This is a genomic window from Sphingomonas sp. PP-CE-1A-559, assembly GCF_004340965.1.
Lineage (GTDB): Bacteria > Pseudomonadota > Alphaproteobacteria > Sphingomonadales > Sphingomonadaceae > Sphingomonas.
The window spans coordinates 148,768-165,031 of the sequence record NZ_SLYA01000003.1 but is presented as its reverse complement, the minus strand read 5'-3'; the positions used below and the strand labels follow the sequence as shown (position 1 = coordinate 165,031).

Here is a 16,264-nt window from a genome sequence, read left to right as displayed (position 1 = left end):
CGGCGCAATGACGGTATGCTATTGTCGACGCGCGAGACTTTAGGTAGCAAATACTTGCTTGGAACAGAGTAAGAACCAGACGTCCTTGCGGGACGAGGATGCCGATCATACGCTGATCCTGGCGGCATTCGGCCGTTCGCTCGACGCGGCGGACCCTTTCGTGGTCGGGTTCAACGAAGCGATCTTGCCTATGGCGATCAGCGATCCGACGCTTCCCGACAACCCGATCATTCACCTGAACGCCGCGTTCGAGCGTCTGACCGGCTATGCCCGCGACGAGGTGGTCGGCCGGAATTGCCGGTTCCTGCAAGGGCCGGAGACGCATCCCGAGGACGTGTCGCGGCTGCGGGATGCGATCGGGCGGTCCGAGCGGATCGAGATCGACCTGCTCAACCACCGCAAGGACGGGACGCCGTTCTGGAACCGGTTGCTGGTGGCGCCGGTGTTCGATCGCAGCCGGCATCTGCGCTATTACGTCGCGTCCCAGCACGACGTGACGCTCGAACGCGAAACGCTCGCGCTGCTGGAGGCCGAGCAGCGCGAACTCGAGGCGTCTGCAGCGGAGACGCAGGTTCGGCTCGCCGACAGCGCCGCGCGGCTGCAATTCGCGTTGAAGGCGGGGCGGCTGGGCGCGTGGACCTTCGATCCCGCAAGCCAGCATCTCGACGCGTCGGACGGCTGCAAGATCGTCTTCGGCTATGATCCGGGCGCGGCGTTCGGGTATCCCGAGTTCCTCGAAACGATCCATCCGGAGGATCGCGCGCGCGTCGTCGAGGCGATCCAGGAGACGATCGCGACGGGATGCGATTACGACATCGAATACCGCATCGTGACGCCGGCGGCCGAGGTTCGCTGGGTCGCGATCCGCGGTGAATTGCTGACGCGCGCGGATGGCACGGCGCTGTCGATGACCGGCTTCTCGACCGACATCACCGAGCGCAAGCGGACCGAGGAACATCGCGCCTTGCTGGCGGGCGAGCTGACGCACCGGGTCAAGAACACGCTCGCGACGGTCAGCGCGATCGTCAACCAGACGTTGCGCGATGCCGCGTCGATGTCCGAGGCGCGCGACACGATCGGTGCGCGGATCGGATCATTGGCGGTCGCGCACGACCTGTTGCTGCGCGACGAGGTCGAGGGCGCGACGATTGCCGATATCGTGACCGGGGTGATGGCGCCGTTCGACGATGGCGGCGGTCGCCTGTTCTCGGTCGAGGGGCCGCATGTCCGGCTCGAGCCGCGCGTGACGCTTGCCTTGTCGATGGCGCTTCACGAACTGGCGACCAACGCCGCCAAATATGGCGCGCTCCACGTCGCGGGCGGGCATGTCACGATCGCCTGGAGCGTCGGCATCGGTGAAGGCGGACGCCGGCTGGCCTTTATGTGGGAGGAGACCGGCGGCCCGGTGGTCACCACGCCGACGCGCACCGGCTTCGGATCGCGGATGATCGAACGCGTGCTCGCACAACATATGCGCGGCACCGCCCGGATCGAGTATCGCGACACCGGCGTCGTCTTCACGATCGACGCGCCGCTCTAGGCTCGCTTGCGTCGATGCCGAAACCGCCCCCGCTGACGACCCCCGACGGACGGTATATCGTGGTGCGCGGACGGCTTTGGCGGACCGCGAACCCCGGCCTGGACGAAGACGACCGCGTGCGACTGGTTGCGGCGTTGATGGACGGGCGGCGAGGCGTGGCCGCGGCGAAGCGGGAGGGCGATAGCGCAGCGGAGGCGGCTGCGCGGGCCGCGGTCGATGCGGCGAAGCACGGTCTGGGCGAGCGCGGGCCGGTCTGGTGGACCGATGGCGCGCCCGATCTCAACCGGCACATGGCGCGCACGACGCGCTATGCGGAGTGGTTTGCGACGGTGGATGACGCCGCGTAACCGAGTAACCTATTTTACCATAAAATATGTCCAAGCCGGACCCCGGGCCGGACCCAGCGCGTTGAGAGGCACTGGTTTTACGGGAAACGCAGATGTGCCACGTGCTTGTGATCGAAGACGACTGGCTGATCGCGGACCATATCATCAGCCTGATCGAGCAGGCTGGCGCCACCTCCTATGATCAGGCCGATTGCGAGACCGATGCGGTCTTCGCCGCGGGCGCGCGCATCCCGGACATGATCGTGTCAGACGTCCGGCTGCGCGAGGGTACTGGTCCATTGGCGGTGCAGCGGATCATCGCGGCACACGGCGACATCCCCGTCATGTTCATTACCGGAACGCCCGAGGCGTGCGTGCCGTGCGATCCGCCAGCCGCGGTGCCCGACAAGCCGATCATCGAATCCGCAGTTATCGAGACGTTTCGTAGACTTGCCCCGCACTGAGCGGCGACGAGGTACGGCGTGGTTAGCGCCGTACCTCGATCGGCTGTCAGCCCTCGATATCGCTCGCGTCGAATTCCTTGAACGCGGCCTTCACCTCGGCGGCGCGGGCATTGTCCGCGATGTCGACCGAGACGACGATCTTGCCTTCAAGGGCGGCATCGTCGCGTGATTCCGGCGTCGGGTCCTTGCCTTCGGTATCCGAACCGGCCTTCTCGTCGCCGACGCTGTTGTCTGCGCCGTCGGTGGTGATGAAGATGTCGGTCCGCTCGATGCCCTGCTCCTGGACCAGGCGCTCGACGGTCATCTCGGCTTCGCGGCGGGTATCGAACTTTGCCTTGAGAGTGGTGGACATTGGTCGCTCCTTGTTGCGGGTCAAAAGGTCAGGCGGGACACAGATCGGGCGATGCGGCGTGTGCGCGATCGCTGGCGTCGATGTCCGCGAGGTGATCGAGGAAGTTGGTCAGTTCGGTGCGGCGGCGCGCCTCGTCGGCGAACTCGCGGTCGACGCCGAGCGCCCATAGCAGCGAGCGGCGATCGGGGTCGTGGTGGAGCGCATCGAGCTGGTCCGCGCGGTGCTCGACGTCGCCGGTCGTCTCCGCGAGCCCGGCTTCGACGATGTCCTCGGCCTGACGGCGCAACGCGACTGCGATCTCGCCGAGCGCGAGTTCGGGGTGATATTGCACGCCCCAGAAAATCCCGCCGTCATGACGGATTTCGGCGGCCTGGATGGTCGTGACGGCGTTGCTCGCGAGCAGCGTTGCGTCATCGGGGAGCGTCTCGACCTCGTCGCCGTGGATCGCGGGGGCGTCCCAGCTGGCCGCGCGGCCGGCGAGCAGCGGGTGATCGCGGCCGGCGTGGGTTGGCGTGATGCGGCGAGCGATCCCGGCCTCCATCCGCTGCGGCATCTTGCGGACTTTCCCTCCGGCGGCGGCGACCGCGAGCTGCAGACCGGCGCAGGATCCGAACGACGGCGTGCCTGATGCGAACACCGATCGCATGAAGGTCAACTGGCGTCGGACCTCCGGGCTGTCGTCATAGACGTGGAGCGGCGATCCGGTGATGAACACCGCGTCGAACAGGCCCAGGGCGTCCGGCGCATAGACCTGCGCATCGTCGTCGGCGGGTGCGACGATCGTGATCTCGGCATCGGGACGGAGCTGACGAAGCGTCGACGCATAGGTTTCGCCCGAGCTTTTGCCGGCGTGGCGACGACGCGCCTCGCGCTCGTCCGCGGTCTCGCTTTCGGCAACCAGAAAATGCGGCAAACCCGGTCCTCTCCCGTTTCGGTTCGAGCGACCTCAACGCGCTGGCACGCGTTTCGTCCGCCGCCGTCGCAAATTTTGCGCGCCTACATTTCCAGCGCGCGCTCGTAGCCTGTGAGTTCGAGATAGCCGCGACCGCCGCGGGTGCGGACCGCGCCCTCCCAATAGACCGGCAGGCCGCTGCGGCGGGCGTCGAGTTCCTGTGCGGCGAACATCGGTACGAGGCGCCAGCGCTGGATGCCGCCGGCGATGCGCACGCTCAGTTCCTGCGAGACCGGGTAGAGCGCGCCGGTCGCCTTGCTGCGCCATGTCGCGAGCGGGCGGAAGGCGACGTCGTTCGGGCCGAACACCGTCATGCTGCCATCGGCGCGACGGAGCGAGCCGCCCGTCCAGACCGTACCGCCGCCCTTGCGCCGGATGCGGAACGCCATCAGCGCGGAGCCGTCGTCGAAATTGAGCCCGGTCCAGTCCCAGCCTTGCGCGGCTGGCGCGAGGTAGTTGGACGACCATTCGCGATCGAGCCATGCCTCGCCGGTCACCGCGATCGTTCCGCCACCCTTGCGGACGCGGCCCGTCACGCGGAGATGCGGCACCGAGTAGTAATAGCTGGCCTCCTCGGGGCGCGGCCCCTTGCGGCTATAGCCTCCGATGCCCTGCGGCAGGGGAGGCTGGGTCGCCTGGAAATCTAGCGCGAGGCCGAAGCCGTCCGCGTTTACGCGCGTCGTCCAGCGGCCATTCCCCGCGCGGCGCAACCGCCAGTCGCGGATCGCGACGTCGGCATCGCCCGTCCGCGCCTGCGCGAGACCGAAGCCTTGGCGTGCCGCCTGCTCGCCGTGGAGTAGCTTGCCGGTGGTCGGATCGGACAGCGCGGCGTGCGCGAACAGGACCTGGCGTGCGGCAAACCGGCTCGGGTTGCGGGGATCGACCGGCGGGCGGGTGCGGAAGAACGTCACTTGGAAGCCGAGATCCTTGCCATCTTCGGTCCGCAGCCAGCCGGTGACGTACCACCATTCGGTGCGAAACGCCGGGTGCGCGCCGTGATCCGCGGGGAAACGCAAGCTGATCCCCGGCCGCACGACCGGATAGGGGGCGGGCGGCGTGGCGGCGGGTGCGGCGACTCCGATCGCGGCGATCCAGCCGAGCAGGGCCCAAGGTCGCAGCATCACCAATCCTCCCGCACCGACTGTACCGCGCTTCTCGACGTCGCGCGCCGCCCCGCGAGCATCGCGGTCGCCGCCGCCGCACCCGTCAGCGCGGTCGCGACGCCGATCAGCGTGCCGAGCGGGATGCGGGTGGTCATCGTCCAGTTGAACGACTGCGGGTTGATGACGTGGATCAGCACTTGCGACAGGACCAGGCCGAGCCCGATCCCCGCGAGCGCGCCGGTGAAACCGACGATCGCGCCCTCGGTGGCGAGCATCCTGGTGAGCTGGCCGCGGGTGAGGCCGAGATGCCGCAACATCCCGAACTCGCGTTCGCGTGCGATCGTCTGCGCCGACATCGTTGCCGCCACGCCCGCCAGCCCGACCAGGATCGCCACCGCCTCTAGCAGATAGGTGACCGCGAAACTGCGATCGAACAGCGTCAGCGCGAGCTTGCGCAGCGTCGCCGGCTGGCCGACCTCGACCTGGGGGCGCAGGTCGGCGGGCAGGCGATCTGTCATCGCGCGCGCGACCTTGGCCGGATCCGCACCGGGCAGAATCGTCGCGGAAATCTCGTCGCGGCGATCGTCGCCGGTCAGGCGCTGGTAGTCGCCCTCGTCGATCAGCACCGCGCCCGCCTGGCGTCCGTAGTCGCGCCATATGCCGGCGACGGTGAACTGCGTGCGGCCGGCGATCGGCAGCGTGATGCGCTCGCCCGCATCCCAGCCGTACAGGCGGTGCGCGGGCTCCGAGACCCAGATCGGCAGCGCATCCTTCGGCACAGGCGGTCCGCGATCGATCAGCACCAGCAATGGATCGCGGCCTCCGCGCTCGGGTCGCGCGATCAGGCTGACGGGTGGGCGATCCGCGGTGATGGTCAGCGGGATCTGGCGGCTGAAGGCGAGGCGGGCGATACCCGGCGTGCCTGCGATACGCGTGCGGGTCGCCGGATCGAACGTCGCGCCGGCGGTGGTGCGCAGATACAGGTCCGCGCCGAGCACCTGGTTGAGCCACTCGTCGACCGCGCCGCGGAAGCTCGTCACCATCGTCGCCATCGCGATCATTAGCGCGGTCGACGCGACGATCCCGCACAATGCGGTCGCCGCCTCGCCGGGCGCGCCGTGAAGATGGCGGACCGCGAGCAAGCCGGGCACGCTGCCCCGCGTCCGCCTTGCCAGCGGGGTCAGCAGCGTGCGGGCGAACCACGGCACGCCCGCGACGCCGCCCGCGAGCATCAGCGCCATCCCTAGGAAACCGAACAGCGGGAGCCCGGCGATCGCAGGCAACAGCGACGCTGCGCCTCCGGCGACGAGTAGCGCGGCGGCGGGCCACCACGCGACCGGGCGCCGCGGATCAAGCACGTCGCCCGCGTTCTTAAGCGCTGCGGCCGGTGCAGCGCGTGCCGCGACGCGCGCCGGCAACGCGCTGCCGAGGATCGCCGCGAGCAGGCCGAGCGCGAAAAATCCGATCGCGGCACCGGGCTGGATCACGACGCGCGCGGTGCTACCGCCGAAATAGCCCGCACCCAGGTCGCCACCGAACCAGTGGAGTGCCGCCCATGCCAGGCCGTATCCTGCCGCCAATCCTGCCGCCGCGCCGACCAGTCCGATCGCGAGCCCCTCGATCACGACTGCGGCGATGATCCCGGCGCGCGGCATGCCGAGCGTCCGGAGCAGCGCGAACGCGCGTTGCCGCCGCACCACTGACAGCGACTGCGCCGAATAGACGAGGAAACCGCCGGTCAGCAGCGCGACCAGCGCCAGCATGTCGAGATTGACGCGGTACGCGCGCGACAAGGCATCGCCTTGCGCATTCTGTGTCTCGGCGGTCGACAATATCGCGTCTGCCGGCAGGATCTCGCGCAAAGCCGGCTCCGCGGTCGCGCGATCCGACAGCGCCAGGTCGAGCCGGTCGATCCGCCCGAGACGCCCGAACCGCCACTGTGCCGCGGCGATATCCATGACGCCGACCGCGGTCGATTCGTCCGTCGCCGGCAGCGTGCCCGCAACCCGCAGCGGCACCGACCGGCCATTGGCGACGACGACTAGCTGAGTTCCGATCTTCGCACCGACCTGGGTCAGCGCCGCGCGTGACAGGAACAGCGCGGACTCGTCGAACGCCGTATCGTTGCCGGTATCGGGACCACGCGGGCGGATGCCGATCAGCGACGGCGTGACCGTGGCGGCACGGATCACGTCGACGCCCAGCAGGGTCAGGCGAGCCTTGCCGATCCGCGCATCGATCCGCAGCACCGGGCTGGCATCGCCGACGCCATCGGCACGCGCGACGCGGGGATAGAGGCGTTCGTCGAAGCCGAGCGGGCTGGTCGCGCGGACCGACAGTTCGGCGGCACCGCTGACGCCGCGCATCGCGCCGTCGAACGACGCCAGCGCCGATCCGTTGACGAGATGCACCGCAAAGCCGAGCGCCACGCCGACCGCGATCGCGACCGCCGTCAACAGGAAGCGGGCAGGGTGGAACCGCCACTCGCCCGCGATCAGCCACCTAAGTCCCAGCCGTCCCGACCAGAGCCCGGACCCGGACGTCAGGCCGATCTCAGGCGCCACGCCGCTCCACCAGTCCCTCGGCGCCCAGCGTCAGCACGCGGTCGGCGATCGCCGCGCTCGCGTCCGAATGCGTCACCATCACGCCCGCCGCGCCATTGCCGCGCACCGCGTCGGCGAACAGCGACAGCACGCGCGCCGCAGTCTCCGGATCGAGGTTGCCGGTCGGCTCGTCCGCGAGGATCAGCGCGGGGCGGTGGACGAGCGCACGGGCGATCGCCACGCGCTGCAACTCGCCCCCCGACAGATCCCGCGCATAGCCGTTGCCGCGACCGTCCAGGCCGACCGCATCGAGCATCTCTTCGGCGCGCGTCGATGCCGCGGCATTATCCGGCGAGACGAGCGCCAGCGGCAGCGCAACGTTCTGGCGCAGCGTCAGATAGGGGAGGATGTGGAAGGCCTGGAACACGAAGCCGATCCGCTCGCGCCGCAACCGGGTCCGCGCGGTCTCGTCGAGCGTGCCGAGGTCGATGCCGTCGATCGCCACGCTGCCGTCGTCCGCCTCGTCCAGCCCGGCGAGGATGTTGAGCAGAGTCGATTTGCCGACCCCCGATTCGCCGATGATCGCGACCAGTTCGCCCGCGCCGACCTCCAGATCCAGATGCCGGAACAACCGCCGCGGCCCCGGTACCGACTTACCGAGCGCACGGACCGCGAGAAGGGGAGGGGCGTCAGGCATGTCCAGTCCGTGCAATAGCTTGGGTGGCGCCGCAAGCACCGACATCGCTGGATATGCGGTAGATCAGTTACCCGGCCGATAGGTTCGTTCGACGTGGCCCGTGAGTTCGTCGGTATGGAAATAGACCGGCCGCAACCGTCCCTCGGCATAGCGCGCTACCTGGTCGGCGAAATGCGGCGATCGGACGTCGCCGCTCTGGCCGCCGGCCATGACCGCCATCGCCTTCACCCGCGGGCCGAACTCGACCACCGCGACGAAGCTGTTGCCGCTGGTGCCGTAATAGCGCTTCGTCCCCGGCCACGGCTTCGCGCCGAACGACGCGAGGCTGCCCCACTGCGCCGAGGTGAACGGCACCGGGGTCGAGGCGCGGCTGTCGTCGAAATGCGGCGCGATCGAATCGTCGAGCCGCTGGAAACGATTGATGTCCTTCCACGGCGTCCGCCAGTCGCCAAAATCCTGCTTGAGGCGGGCGACCGCGGTGCTCAGCGCGGCGAGCTTCGCATCAGGGCCAACGCGCGTGGCGATATAGTCGGGCACGTTCAGCCTCTCCGCCTGCGCGAAGCTGCCGACCTCGCGCCACAATTGGTCGCCCCAGAAGACCGCGAGGCTGGTCGCGGTGGAATCATAGGCCCAGCGGTGGTCCCAGCGCTTGAGCAGCGCGATCGGTGCGGCGAGCGCAGCGCGACGCGGATCGCTGGCGGGAAGCGCGTCCCATGCCGCGACCAGTCCGGGCAGCAGCCGCGCAAAGGCGGGGAGATAGGGATCGAACGCCGCCGTCCGCAGCGTGTCCGGTGTCCAGCCGGTCTTCCCCGTCAGCAACAGGTCGGCATGAACGCCCCGCGCATTGCCGCCGACCTGATCCATATAGCGCGGATAGTCCGCTGCTTTGGGGCTGTCGGGGCCCGCCGCGCTCCACGGCCAGTCGTTGGTGTTGTGCGCCCACCCTATGCGCGGGTTGAGCACGCTCGGCAGGCTGGAGAGCGTATGCAGGCCATGCCAGTCGGTTGCGGGGTCACTGCCATCAACCGGGCGGGTATAGTCGAAGCGATCGTCGCGGACCGGCATGAACTGCGGCATCAGGAACGCGATTTCGCCCTTGCTGTCGGCGAACAGCGTGTCGTTCGACGAATTCGCCTTCAGCGCCGCGACCTTCATGTAGCCCGCGAGATCGGTCGCCTTGGTCCGCAGGTAGCTTTGCTCGAGCGCCGGCACCGGGCGCCACATCAGCGCGGTGGCGATCCATTTGCCGGCCTTGGTGGCGACGATCGGGCCGTGATGCGTGCGGTAGATGGTGAAGCGGCGCTCGGCCATCGTCCCGTCGGGCTGGCGGACTCGCAGCGTAACGATGCGTGCGATGACCGGCCGGCTGGCCGTTCCGTAGCGATAGGCATAGCCGCCGCCACGCCGCGTGATCCGCTCGGCGAACTCGTCGACGTTGTCGACCGTTGCCGAGGTGTGCATCCACCCGGCCTTCGGATTGAAGCCCTGGTAGACGAAGAACTGGCCCCAGGTGCTGGCGCCATACGCGTTCAGCCCCTCGTCGCTGGTCATCTGCGCCTCGGACCGGAAATAGAAGCTGGTGTGCGGATTGATGAGCAGCAGCGCGTGGCCGTTCGCGGTCAGCCGGGGCGCGATGGCGATGCCGTTGGAGCCCGACGGCTCGCGCGGGATCATCCCGAGTTCTTCTGGCGTGGGCGGAGTCGGCTGGCCGTAGAAGGTCTTCAGGTCGCTGAGCGAGATCCGCTCGATATCGCCGCCGATGCTGCCTTCGGTGAAGCTGAGCGCCATCCACGGCTCGAACCGGGTCAGCACGCGGGGCTTTGTCTGCGGGTGCGTCGCGAGATAATAGTTCAGCCCGTCCGCCCAGGCCTGCATCAGCGTGCGCAACCAGGCCGGGCTCGCGGCATAGTCTGCCTTCAGCGTGGTCGGGTCGACGAACAGGCGCTGGCGAAGGTCCGCCCACACCGCGTCCTCGCCCACGTCAGCGCCGGCCGCCTCGGCGGTCTGGCCGAGCGCGGTCAGGTAATTCGCCTCGATGCGCGGGAAATAGTCCTCCGCCTGCGCATAGATCATCCCGAACACCGCATCGGCATCCGACCGACCCTTGATATGCGGGATGCCCCAGTCGTCGCGGGTGATCGTCACGCGCTTGGCCTGCGCCTGCCATCGTTGCATGTCGGTGGGCGCAGTACCTGATGCCGCAGAGGACGGGGCGGCCAGCAGCAAAGCCGACAGGATCAACGGGTGACGCACATGCGGAAGTATTGCCATGCGCGAAGCGTAAGGCGAGCGCATAGGAAATACCATGCGTAGTGACGGTGATGAAGATGGTGGATCGGAAAGCTGAGGCTCTGTCGCCTCGCGCTGGACCGCTGTTTTCCTGAGAAAACTGGAGCGGGCGAAGGGATTCGAACCCTCGACCCCAACCTTGGCAAGGTTGTGCTCTACCCCTGAGCTACGCCCGCTCTGGCGCCTATGTCTCCGGTCTGAAGCGACACGGTGACTGGGTGAGGCGCGCTGTTAGCCCGGTGTTTCCGGGACGGCAAGCGCCTTTTCAACTTTCGCGTGAAATTTGCTGCAAACACGATTCCGCTTGGCGACTCCGGCACTAGAACATTACAAGAACAATTGTGAACGAGTCGCTTGCCTTGATAGCCCGCCTGAAGCGGATTGCCACGACAGGGATGCCGACTCAGGGTGATGGCCGTGCGGACGATGCGTGGCTGACGCAGGGGATGGCGAAGGCGCAACTCCACGAGATTTTCGCGACGGTCGACGATTCGGCGAGTGGCGCGGGGTTCGCGATCGCTTCGGTGTTGGCGGCAAAGGCGGCGCCGGTGATGTGGCTGCGGACCGAGGCGAGCGAGCGACAAGGCGGACGACTGCATGCGACCGGGTTGGTCGAGATGGGGCTCGACGTATCGTCGCTGGTGCTGGGGCTGGTCGAGGACGAGGCGAGCTTGTTGCGGGCCGCCGCCGATGCCGCGCGGTGCCACGGGCTCGGTACCTTGCTGATCGAGTCCTGGGGACGTGCGCCTAAAATCGATCTTACCGCGACGCGGCGGCTGATGCTGGCGGCCGAAGCCTCGGGCGTCACCATCCTGAGCCTGCGCATCGGTGCCGAACCGGTGCCGAGTGCGGCCGCATCGCGCTGGCAGGTCGCCGCGTGTCGATCGCGACCACTGGAGGCCGACGCGCCGGGCAAACCTGCCTTCGATATCGAATTGCTGCGTCGACGCGGAGGCCAGGCCGGGCTTCGCTGGCGCGTGGAGTGGGACCGTGACGCGCATATCTTCGACCAAACCGCCTTCGCCTCTGGTGATTCCGCGGCGCTACCTGGCGCTGGTGTTCCCGTGGCTGCCGATCGAGCGGCTGCGGACGATGCGGCCGCATTTGTTCGTCGGACGGGCTGAGACGCCGATCGCGTTCGTCGAAACGGTCTCTGGTGGGGTGCGACTGAAGGCGCTCGACCGCGAGGCGGTGCGGGCGGGACTCCAGCCGGGGCTAACCCTAGCGGATGCACGAGCGCGGGTGCCCGAACTGGAGGTGTACGAGCATGACGCGCATGCCGATCACGAATGGCTCGAGCGGCTCGCGGACGGGTGCCAGCGGTACACGCCCTCGGTTGCGCTCGACGAACCCGACGGGTTGATCCTGGATATTGCCGGGTGCGTGCACGAGTTCGAGGGCGAGCGCCGCCTTGCCGCCGATCTGGAGGAGCGCTTAGCGCGGCGCGGCCTGCTTGTGCGTCACGCGTTCGGCGACACGCCCGATACGGCGCGAGCGTTGGCGCGGTATGCGGGGGCGCCGGCTCCGGATGAAAAGCGTGCGGTGAAGCGGTTGCCGGTGGCGGCACTGGGACTCGACGAGGATGCGACGACCGCCTTGTCGCGTGCAGGGCTGAAGACGGTCGGCGACGTGATGGCGCGGCCTTTGGCAACGATTGCCGCCCGATTCGGCGAGGAGGCGGCGATGATGATCCGCCGGCTCGACGGGTCGGTGAAGGGGCCGATCGTCGCGCGACGCACTGTGGCCAAGATCGGTGTCGAACGCCGCTTCGCCGAACCGATCGCGCGAACCGAATATGCGCTGGAGATGCTGGCCGAACTCGCCACCGAAGCCGCGGCTCAGCTTGCCGACCGCCACGAAGGCGGCCGACGGTGGGAGGCGCGCCTGTTCCGTGCGGACGGCCTCGTCCAGCGGCTGCGGATCGAGACCGGCCAGCCGACGCGCGACGTGGCGCTGTTGATGCGGTTGTTCCGCGAACGGATCGACAGCCTCGCCGACCCGCTCGATCCGGGGTTCGGCTATGATCTCGTCCGCCTCGATGTTGCGTTAGCGGAGAAGCTCGATGCGTCGCAGTTGAAGCTCGAAGGCGGAGAGGCGCAGAAGGGCGAGGTCGCGCAACTCGTCGACCAGCTTGGCACGCGACTGGGGCGAGCGCGGGTACGCCGGTTCTCGGCACGCGATAGTCATATCCCCGAGCAGGCGGAGCTGATGCTGCCCGCCGCCGAGGCGCCCCCCCCGACGCCTTGGACTGCGCCGGAGACGGGCGAACCGCCGCTCCGCCCAATCTATCTGTTCGATCCGCCGCAACCGATCGAATCGATGATGGCCGAGGTCCCCGACGGCCCGCCGCACCGCTTCCGCTGGCGCCGCACCGTGCATGACGTGGCGCATAGCGAGGGGCCCGAGCGGATCGCCGGCGAATGGTGGCGGCGGCAGGACATCCCGACGCGCGATTACTACCGCATCGAAGACCGCCGCGGCCGCCGCTTCTGGATCTTCCGCCACGGCCTGTATTCCGAGATGGAGGCGCCGCGCTGGTACCTCCACGGCGTCTTCGCGTGAGCGGCGAGGCGCCATGACCGGGTTCGCGGAACTGGTCGCGGCGACCAATTATTCTTTTCTCGATGGCGCCAGCCACCCCAGCGACATCGTCGGTCGCGCGATCGAATTGAAACTGGCGGGTATCGGCATCGCCGATCGCAATACGGTTGCCGGCGTGGTCCGGGCCTATGATGCATTTGAACGCGCAAAACGGGGGCAGCTCGGCGCGAACCTGCCACCGTTCGATTTCAAGCTTGTGGTCGGCGCGCGTCTCGTATTCGCCGACGGTACGCCGGATATCGTCGCTTATCCCGCGACCCGGGCTGGATGGGGACGGCTGACGCGCCTGCTGACGCTAGGCAACCGGCGGGCCGAGAAAGGCGGCTGCATCCTCGGTTTCGACGATCTGATCGCGCATCTCGGCGAAATCCTGTTGATCGTCATGCCCGAGTGCACCGCCCGGCCGGTGGTCGCGCACAAGGATTTCGTGCTTCCCGTCCGCAACGATGCCAGTCTCGAGGCTACGCTTGTCGCGCTCCGTCCGCTGGCGCGGCGATCGGTGTGGCTTGGGGTTACGATGCCGCATGGCGGTCGCGATCGGCGACGCCAGACCCGGCTTGCCCGGATCGCCGTCAAGGCGCGCGTGCCGATCCTGGCGACCAATGACGTGCGTTATGCAGTCGCCGACGATCGCTCGCTTCACGACATCGTCACCTGCATTCGCGAGGGCACGACGATTCAGCGAGCCGGCAAACGGCTCGGTGCCAATGGCGAACGCCATTTGAAGGATGCGGACGAGATCGCACATCTTTACCGCGACCGGCCGCACGCGATCGGCGAGACGGCAAAGCTGCTCGCGCGGATCGACTTCACGCTCGACGAACTCAAATACGAATATCCGCATGAGCCCGTCCCCGTAGGCTGGGAACCTCAAGGATGGCTGGAGCATCTCGCCTGGCAATCCGCGATCGACCAATATGACGGCTATGTGCCGGACAAGCTGCTGGCATCGCTGCGCGACGAGTTCGCGCTGATTCGGCAACAGGAATACGCCTATTACTTCCTGACGGTCCACGACATCGTCCGGTTCGCTCGCAGCGCCGATCCGCCGATCCTGTGCCAAGGGCGCGGATCGGCCGCCAACTCGGTGGTATGCTACGTGCTCGGCGTCACGTCGGTGGATCCGATGAAGCACGACCTGCTGTTCTCGCGCTTCGTCTCGGCCGAACGGAGCGAGCCGCCCGATATCGACGTCGACTTCGAGCATGAGCGGCGCGAAGAAGTGATGCAGTATATCTATGGGCGCTACGGTCGGGAGCGCGCGGCGATCGCAGCGACTGTCATCCATTTTCGGTCGCGTAGTACGGTGCGTGAAGTCGGCAAGGCGCTCGGCTTTACAGAGGACGTCACGCAACGGCTGACCAGCACGGTGTGGGGCAGTTTCTCGAACCGATTCCCGGAACGGCGGTTTGCCGAAACGGGGTTCGACGTTGCCAATCCGGAAATCGCCCGGTTGCAGGACATGGTCGAACGGTTGCTCGAATTCCCGCGCCACTTGTCGCAGCATGTCGGTGGGTTCGTGCTGACGCAGGGCCGGCTCGACGAGATCGTGCCAATTCACAACGGCGCGATGGAAGACCGCACGTTCATCGAATGGGATAAGGACGATATCGATTGCCTTGGCCTGATGAAGGTCGACATCCTCGCGCTCGGGATGCTGACGTGCATCCGCAAGAGCTTCGATCTGATGCGACAGCACGGGCTCGGCGATCATGAACTGAAGACGATCGCCAACGACGAGAATTCCAAGGTTTATGACATGCTGTGCGATGGGGACAGCATCGGTGTGTTCCAGGTCGAGAGCCGCGCGCAGATCAACATGCTGCCCCGCCTGCGACCGCGGAAGCTGTACGATCTGGTGGTGCAGGTCGCGATCGTTCGACCCGGCCCGATCGAGGGCGACATGGTGCATCCGTACCTTCGGCGGCGCGCGAAGAAGGAGGTGGTGGTTTATCCATCGCCATCGCCCAAGCATGGCCGAAGCGACGAACTCGAAGTGCTGCTTGGCGAGACGTACGGCGTGCCGCTGTTCCAGGAACAGGCGATGAAGCTGGCAATCGTCGCGGCGAAGTTCACACCCGATGAGGCCAACGAACTTCGGAAATCCATGGCAACGTTTCGCAAGGTCGGAGGGATGAACAATTTCCAGGCCAAGCTGATCGGCGGCATGGTCGCTCGTGGGTATGAGGCAGAGTTCGCCGAACGCTGTTTCAAGCAGATCGAGGGGTTCGGGTCCTACGGGTTTCCAGAGAGTCATGCGCTGTCGTTCGCGCGGCTGGTGTATGTGTCGTCGTGGATCAAATGCTTTCACCCGGCGGTGTTCTGCTGCGCGTTGCTCAATTCGCAGCCGATGGGGTTTTATGCGCCGGCGCAGTTGGTGCGCGATGCGATCGAGCACGGGGTTACCGTGCTGCCGGTCGATGTGAATGCGAGCGCGTGGGATAACTCGCTTGAAGCCCGAGGTGTGGATTTGCGGCTTGGGTTTCGGCAGGTGGATGGGTTTCGGAAGGATTGGGCCGACGAGATCGTTCGCGTTCGGACTGCGCCGTTTGCTAGTATCGAGGACCTCGCACGGCGGGCGAACCTGCCGCAGCGGGCGATGAACCTGCTGGCCGATGCGGATGCGTTTCGATCGGTGGCTAAGGAGCGGCGCGAGGCTTTGTGGGATGTGCGTCGGACGCCGCCCAAGCAGCTTGCGCTGTTCGCGGCGGCAGAGGTGCCGGAGCTTGGCGCGGAGCCCGATGCGCATCTGCCGGCGATGCCGCTGTCCGAACAAGTCGCGGCGGATTACCAGACGACTCGGTTGTCGTTGAAGGCGCATCCGATGCAGTTCCTCCGCGCTCGCTTTGCCGCCGAGGGGATCCTGTCGAGCGCGCAGGCCAACGCTACCAAGGACGGTCGGCGCGCGAAGGTGGCGGGCGTCGTCCTGGTCCGCCAGCGGCCGGGCAAGGGCAATGCGATTTTCGTGACGATCGAGGATGAGACCGGGATCACCAACGGGCTGATGTGGGCGCGCGATTTCGAGGCGAACCGCCGCGCGGTGATGGCGTCGCGGCTGATGGTGCTGGAGGGCGTGATCCAGCGTAGCGAGGAAGGCGTGACGCACCTGATGACGTCGCGGGTGCAGGATCGCACCGAGATGCTGCGGCTGTTGTCGGAGGATCACGCGCTGGAGCCGCCGCTCGCGCGGGTGGACGAGGTGATCCGGCCGGTCCTGACGCGGAGTCCGGATGCGCGCGCGCATCATCCGCGGGCGACTCATCCTCGGGATGTGCGTGTTCTCCCCAAATCGCGTGACTTTCATTGAGGTTTATCGGCGCTTGTTGGTGTGGTGCCCAACATCGCCGAACGCTCTGTCACCCGGACCGGTTTGGCGCCTACCTCCCTCCGAATGAAG

At 67.3% G+C, this 16,264-nt stretch carries 12 protein-coding genes and 1 tRNA gene; 6 read left to right on the top strand and 7 right to left on the bottom strand.

Annotated elements, in window-relative coordinates:
• The first annotated feature begins 58 nt into the window (after positions 1–58).
• The 3 genes from C8J42_RS11045 (at position 59) to C8J42_RS11035 (ending at position 2,330) form a co-directional block, all read left to right on the top strand.
• The gene (locus C8J42_RS11045; protein WP_243644318.1) at positions 59–1,540 is read left to right on the top strand and encodes a PAS domain-containing protein; all 1,482 of its coding nucleotides are present in this window, start codon (positions 59–61) and stop codon (positions 1,538–1,540) included.
• Between the two features lie 14 nt (positions 1,541–1,554).
• Positions 1,555–1,887 (top strand): hypothetical protein, encoded by a 333-nt coding sequence (locus C8J42_RS11040; RefSeq protein WP_133020103.1) that lies wholly within the window; start codon positions 1,555–1,557, stop codon positions 1,885–1,887.
• Between the two features lie 92 nt (positions 1,888–1,979).
• The gene (locus tag C8J42_RS11035) at positions 1,980–2,330 is read left to right on the top strand and encodes a response regulator (RefSeq protein WP_133020102.1); all 351 of its coding nucleotides are present in this window, start codon (positions 1,980–1,982) and stop codon (positions 2,328–2,330) included.
• A 46-nt stretch (positions 2,331–2,376) separates the two neighbouring features.
• On the opposite strand, the gene C8J42_RS11030 is transcribed toward C8J42_RS11035, so the two are convergent.
• The 7 genes from C8J42_RS11030 to C8J42_RS11000 all read right to left on the bottom strand — a co-directional run bounded on the left by C8J42_RS11030 (position 2,377) and on the right by C8J42_RS11000 (position 10,442).
• Positions 2,377–2,682: a hypothetical protein gene (locus C8J42_RS11030; protein ID WP_133020101.1), complete on the bottom strand. Its 306-nt coding sequence runs from the start codon at positions 2,680–2,682 to the stop codon at positions 2,377–2,379.
• 28 nt (positions 2,683–2,710) lie between these two features.
• Complete coding sequence (locus tag C8J42_RS11025; RefSeq protein WP_133020100.1) at positions 2,711–3,595, bottom strand: type 1 glutamine amidotransferase; 885 nt, start codon at positions 3,593–3,595, stop codon at positions 2,711–2,713.
• An 83-nt stretch (positions 3,596–3,678) separates the two neighbouring features.
• Positions 3,679–4,755 carry a carotenoid 1,2-hydratase gene (locus C8J42_RS11020; protein WP_133020099.1) on the bottom strand — a complete coding sequence of 359 codons (1,077 nt, stop codon included), beginning with the start codon at positions 4,753–4,755 and terminating at the stop codon, positions 3,679–3,681.
• Positions 4,755–7,301 (bottom strand): ABC transporter permease, encoded by a 2,547-nt coding sequence (locus tag C8J42_RS11015; RefSeq protein WP_133020098.1) that lies wholly within the window; start codon positions 7,299–7,301, stop codon positions 4,755–4,757. Before C8J42_RS11015 ends, C8J42_RS11020 begins: the two co-directional genes overlap by 1 nt.
• Positions 7,291–8,022 carry an ABC transporter ATP-binding protein gene (locus C8J42_RS11010; RefSeq protein ID WP_133020097.1) on the bottom strand — a complete coding sequence of 244 codons (732 nt, stop codon included), beginning with the start codon at positions 8,020–8,022 and terminating at the stop codon, positions 7,291–7,293. Before C8J42_RS11010 ends, C8J42_RS11015 begins: the two co-directional genes overlap by 11 nt.
• Before the next feature lie 18 nt (positions 8,023–8,040).
• A complete protein-coding gene (locus tag C8J42_RS11005) occupies positions 8,041–10,248 on the bottom strand; it encodes a penicillin acylase family protein (protein WP_133020096.1) in 2,208 nt (735 codons plus the stop codon).
• A gap of 119 nt (positions 10,249–10,367) precedes the next feature.
• A tRNA-Gly gene (locus tag C8J42_RS11000) sits at positions 10,368–10,442 on the bottom strand.
• Positions 10,443–10,661: 219 nt separating this feature from the next.
• On the opposite strand from C8J42_RS11000, the gene C8J42_RS10995 reads away from it, so the two are divergent.
• Genes C8J42_RS10995 through C8J42_RS10985 form a run of 3 tightly spaced genes read left to right on the top strand, consistent with a single transcriptional unit; the run spans position 10,662 to position 16,174 of the window.
• Complete coding sequence (locus C8J42_RS10995; protein ID WP_243644316.1) at positions 10,662–11,390, top strand: hypothetical protein; 729 nt, start codon at positions 10,662–10,664, stop codon at positions 11,388–11,390.
• Positions 11,359–12,828, top strand: coding sequence for a DNA polymerase Y family protein (locus C8J42_RS10990; RefSeq protein WP_243644395.1), 1,470 nt, complete (start codon positions 11,359–11,361; stop codon positions 12,826–12,828). Before C8J42_RS10995 ends, C8J42_RS10990 begins: the two co-directional genes overlap by 32 nt.
• Positions 12,829–12,841: 13 nt before the next feature.
• Positions 12,842–16,174 (top strand): error-prone DNA polymerase, encoded by a 3,333-nt coding sequence (locus tag C8J42_RS10985; protein ID WP_133020094.1) that lies wholly within the window; start codon positions 12,842–12,844, stop codon positions 16,172–16,174.
• Positions 16,175–16,264: the final 90 nt, after the last annotated feature.

What these genes read in the sequence shown, in the direction of transcription:
- C8J42_RS11040 (WP_133020103.1), top strand. Translation starts at nt 1,555, where the DNA reads ATGCCGAAACCGCCCCCGCTGACGACCCCCGACGGACGGTATATCGTG.
- C8J42_RS11035 (WP_133020102.1), top strand. Translation starts at nt 1,980, where the DNA reads ATGTGCCACGTGCTTGTGATCGAAGACGACTGGCTGATCGCGGACCAT.
- C8J42_RS11030 (WP_133020101.1), bottom strand. Translation starts at nt 2,682, where the DNA reads ATGTCCACCACTCTCAAGGCAAAGTTCGATACCCGCCGCGAAGCCGAG.
- C8J42_RS11020 (WP_133020099.1), bottom strand. Translation starts at nt 4,755, where the DNA reads ATGCTGCGACCTTGGGCCCTGCTCGGCTGGATCGCCGCGATCGGAGTC.
- C8J42_RS11010 (WP_133020097.1), bottom strand. Translation starts at nt 8,022, where the DNA reads ATGTCGGTGCTTGCGGCGCCACCCAAGCTATTGCACGGACTGGACATG.
- C8J42_RS11005 (WP_133020096.1), bottom strand. Translation starts at nt 10,248, where the DNA reads ATGGCAATACTTCCGCATGTGCGTCACCCGTTGATCCTGTCGGCTTTG.
- C8J42_RS10995 (WP_243644316.1), top strand. Translation starts at nt 10,662, where the DNA reads ATGCCGACTCAGGGTGATGGCCGTGCGGACGATGCGTGGCTGACGCAG.
- C8J42_RS10990 (WP_243644395.1), top strand. Translation starts at nt 11,359, where the DNA reads ATGCGGCCGCATTTGTTCGTCGGACGGGCTGAGACGCCGATCGCGTTC.
- C8J42_RS10985 (WP_133020094.1), top strand. Translation starts at nt 12,842, where the DNA reads ATGACCGGGTTCGCGGAACTGGTCGCGGCGACCAATTATTCTTTTCTC.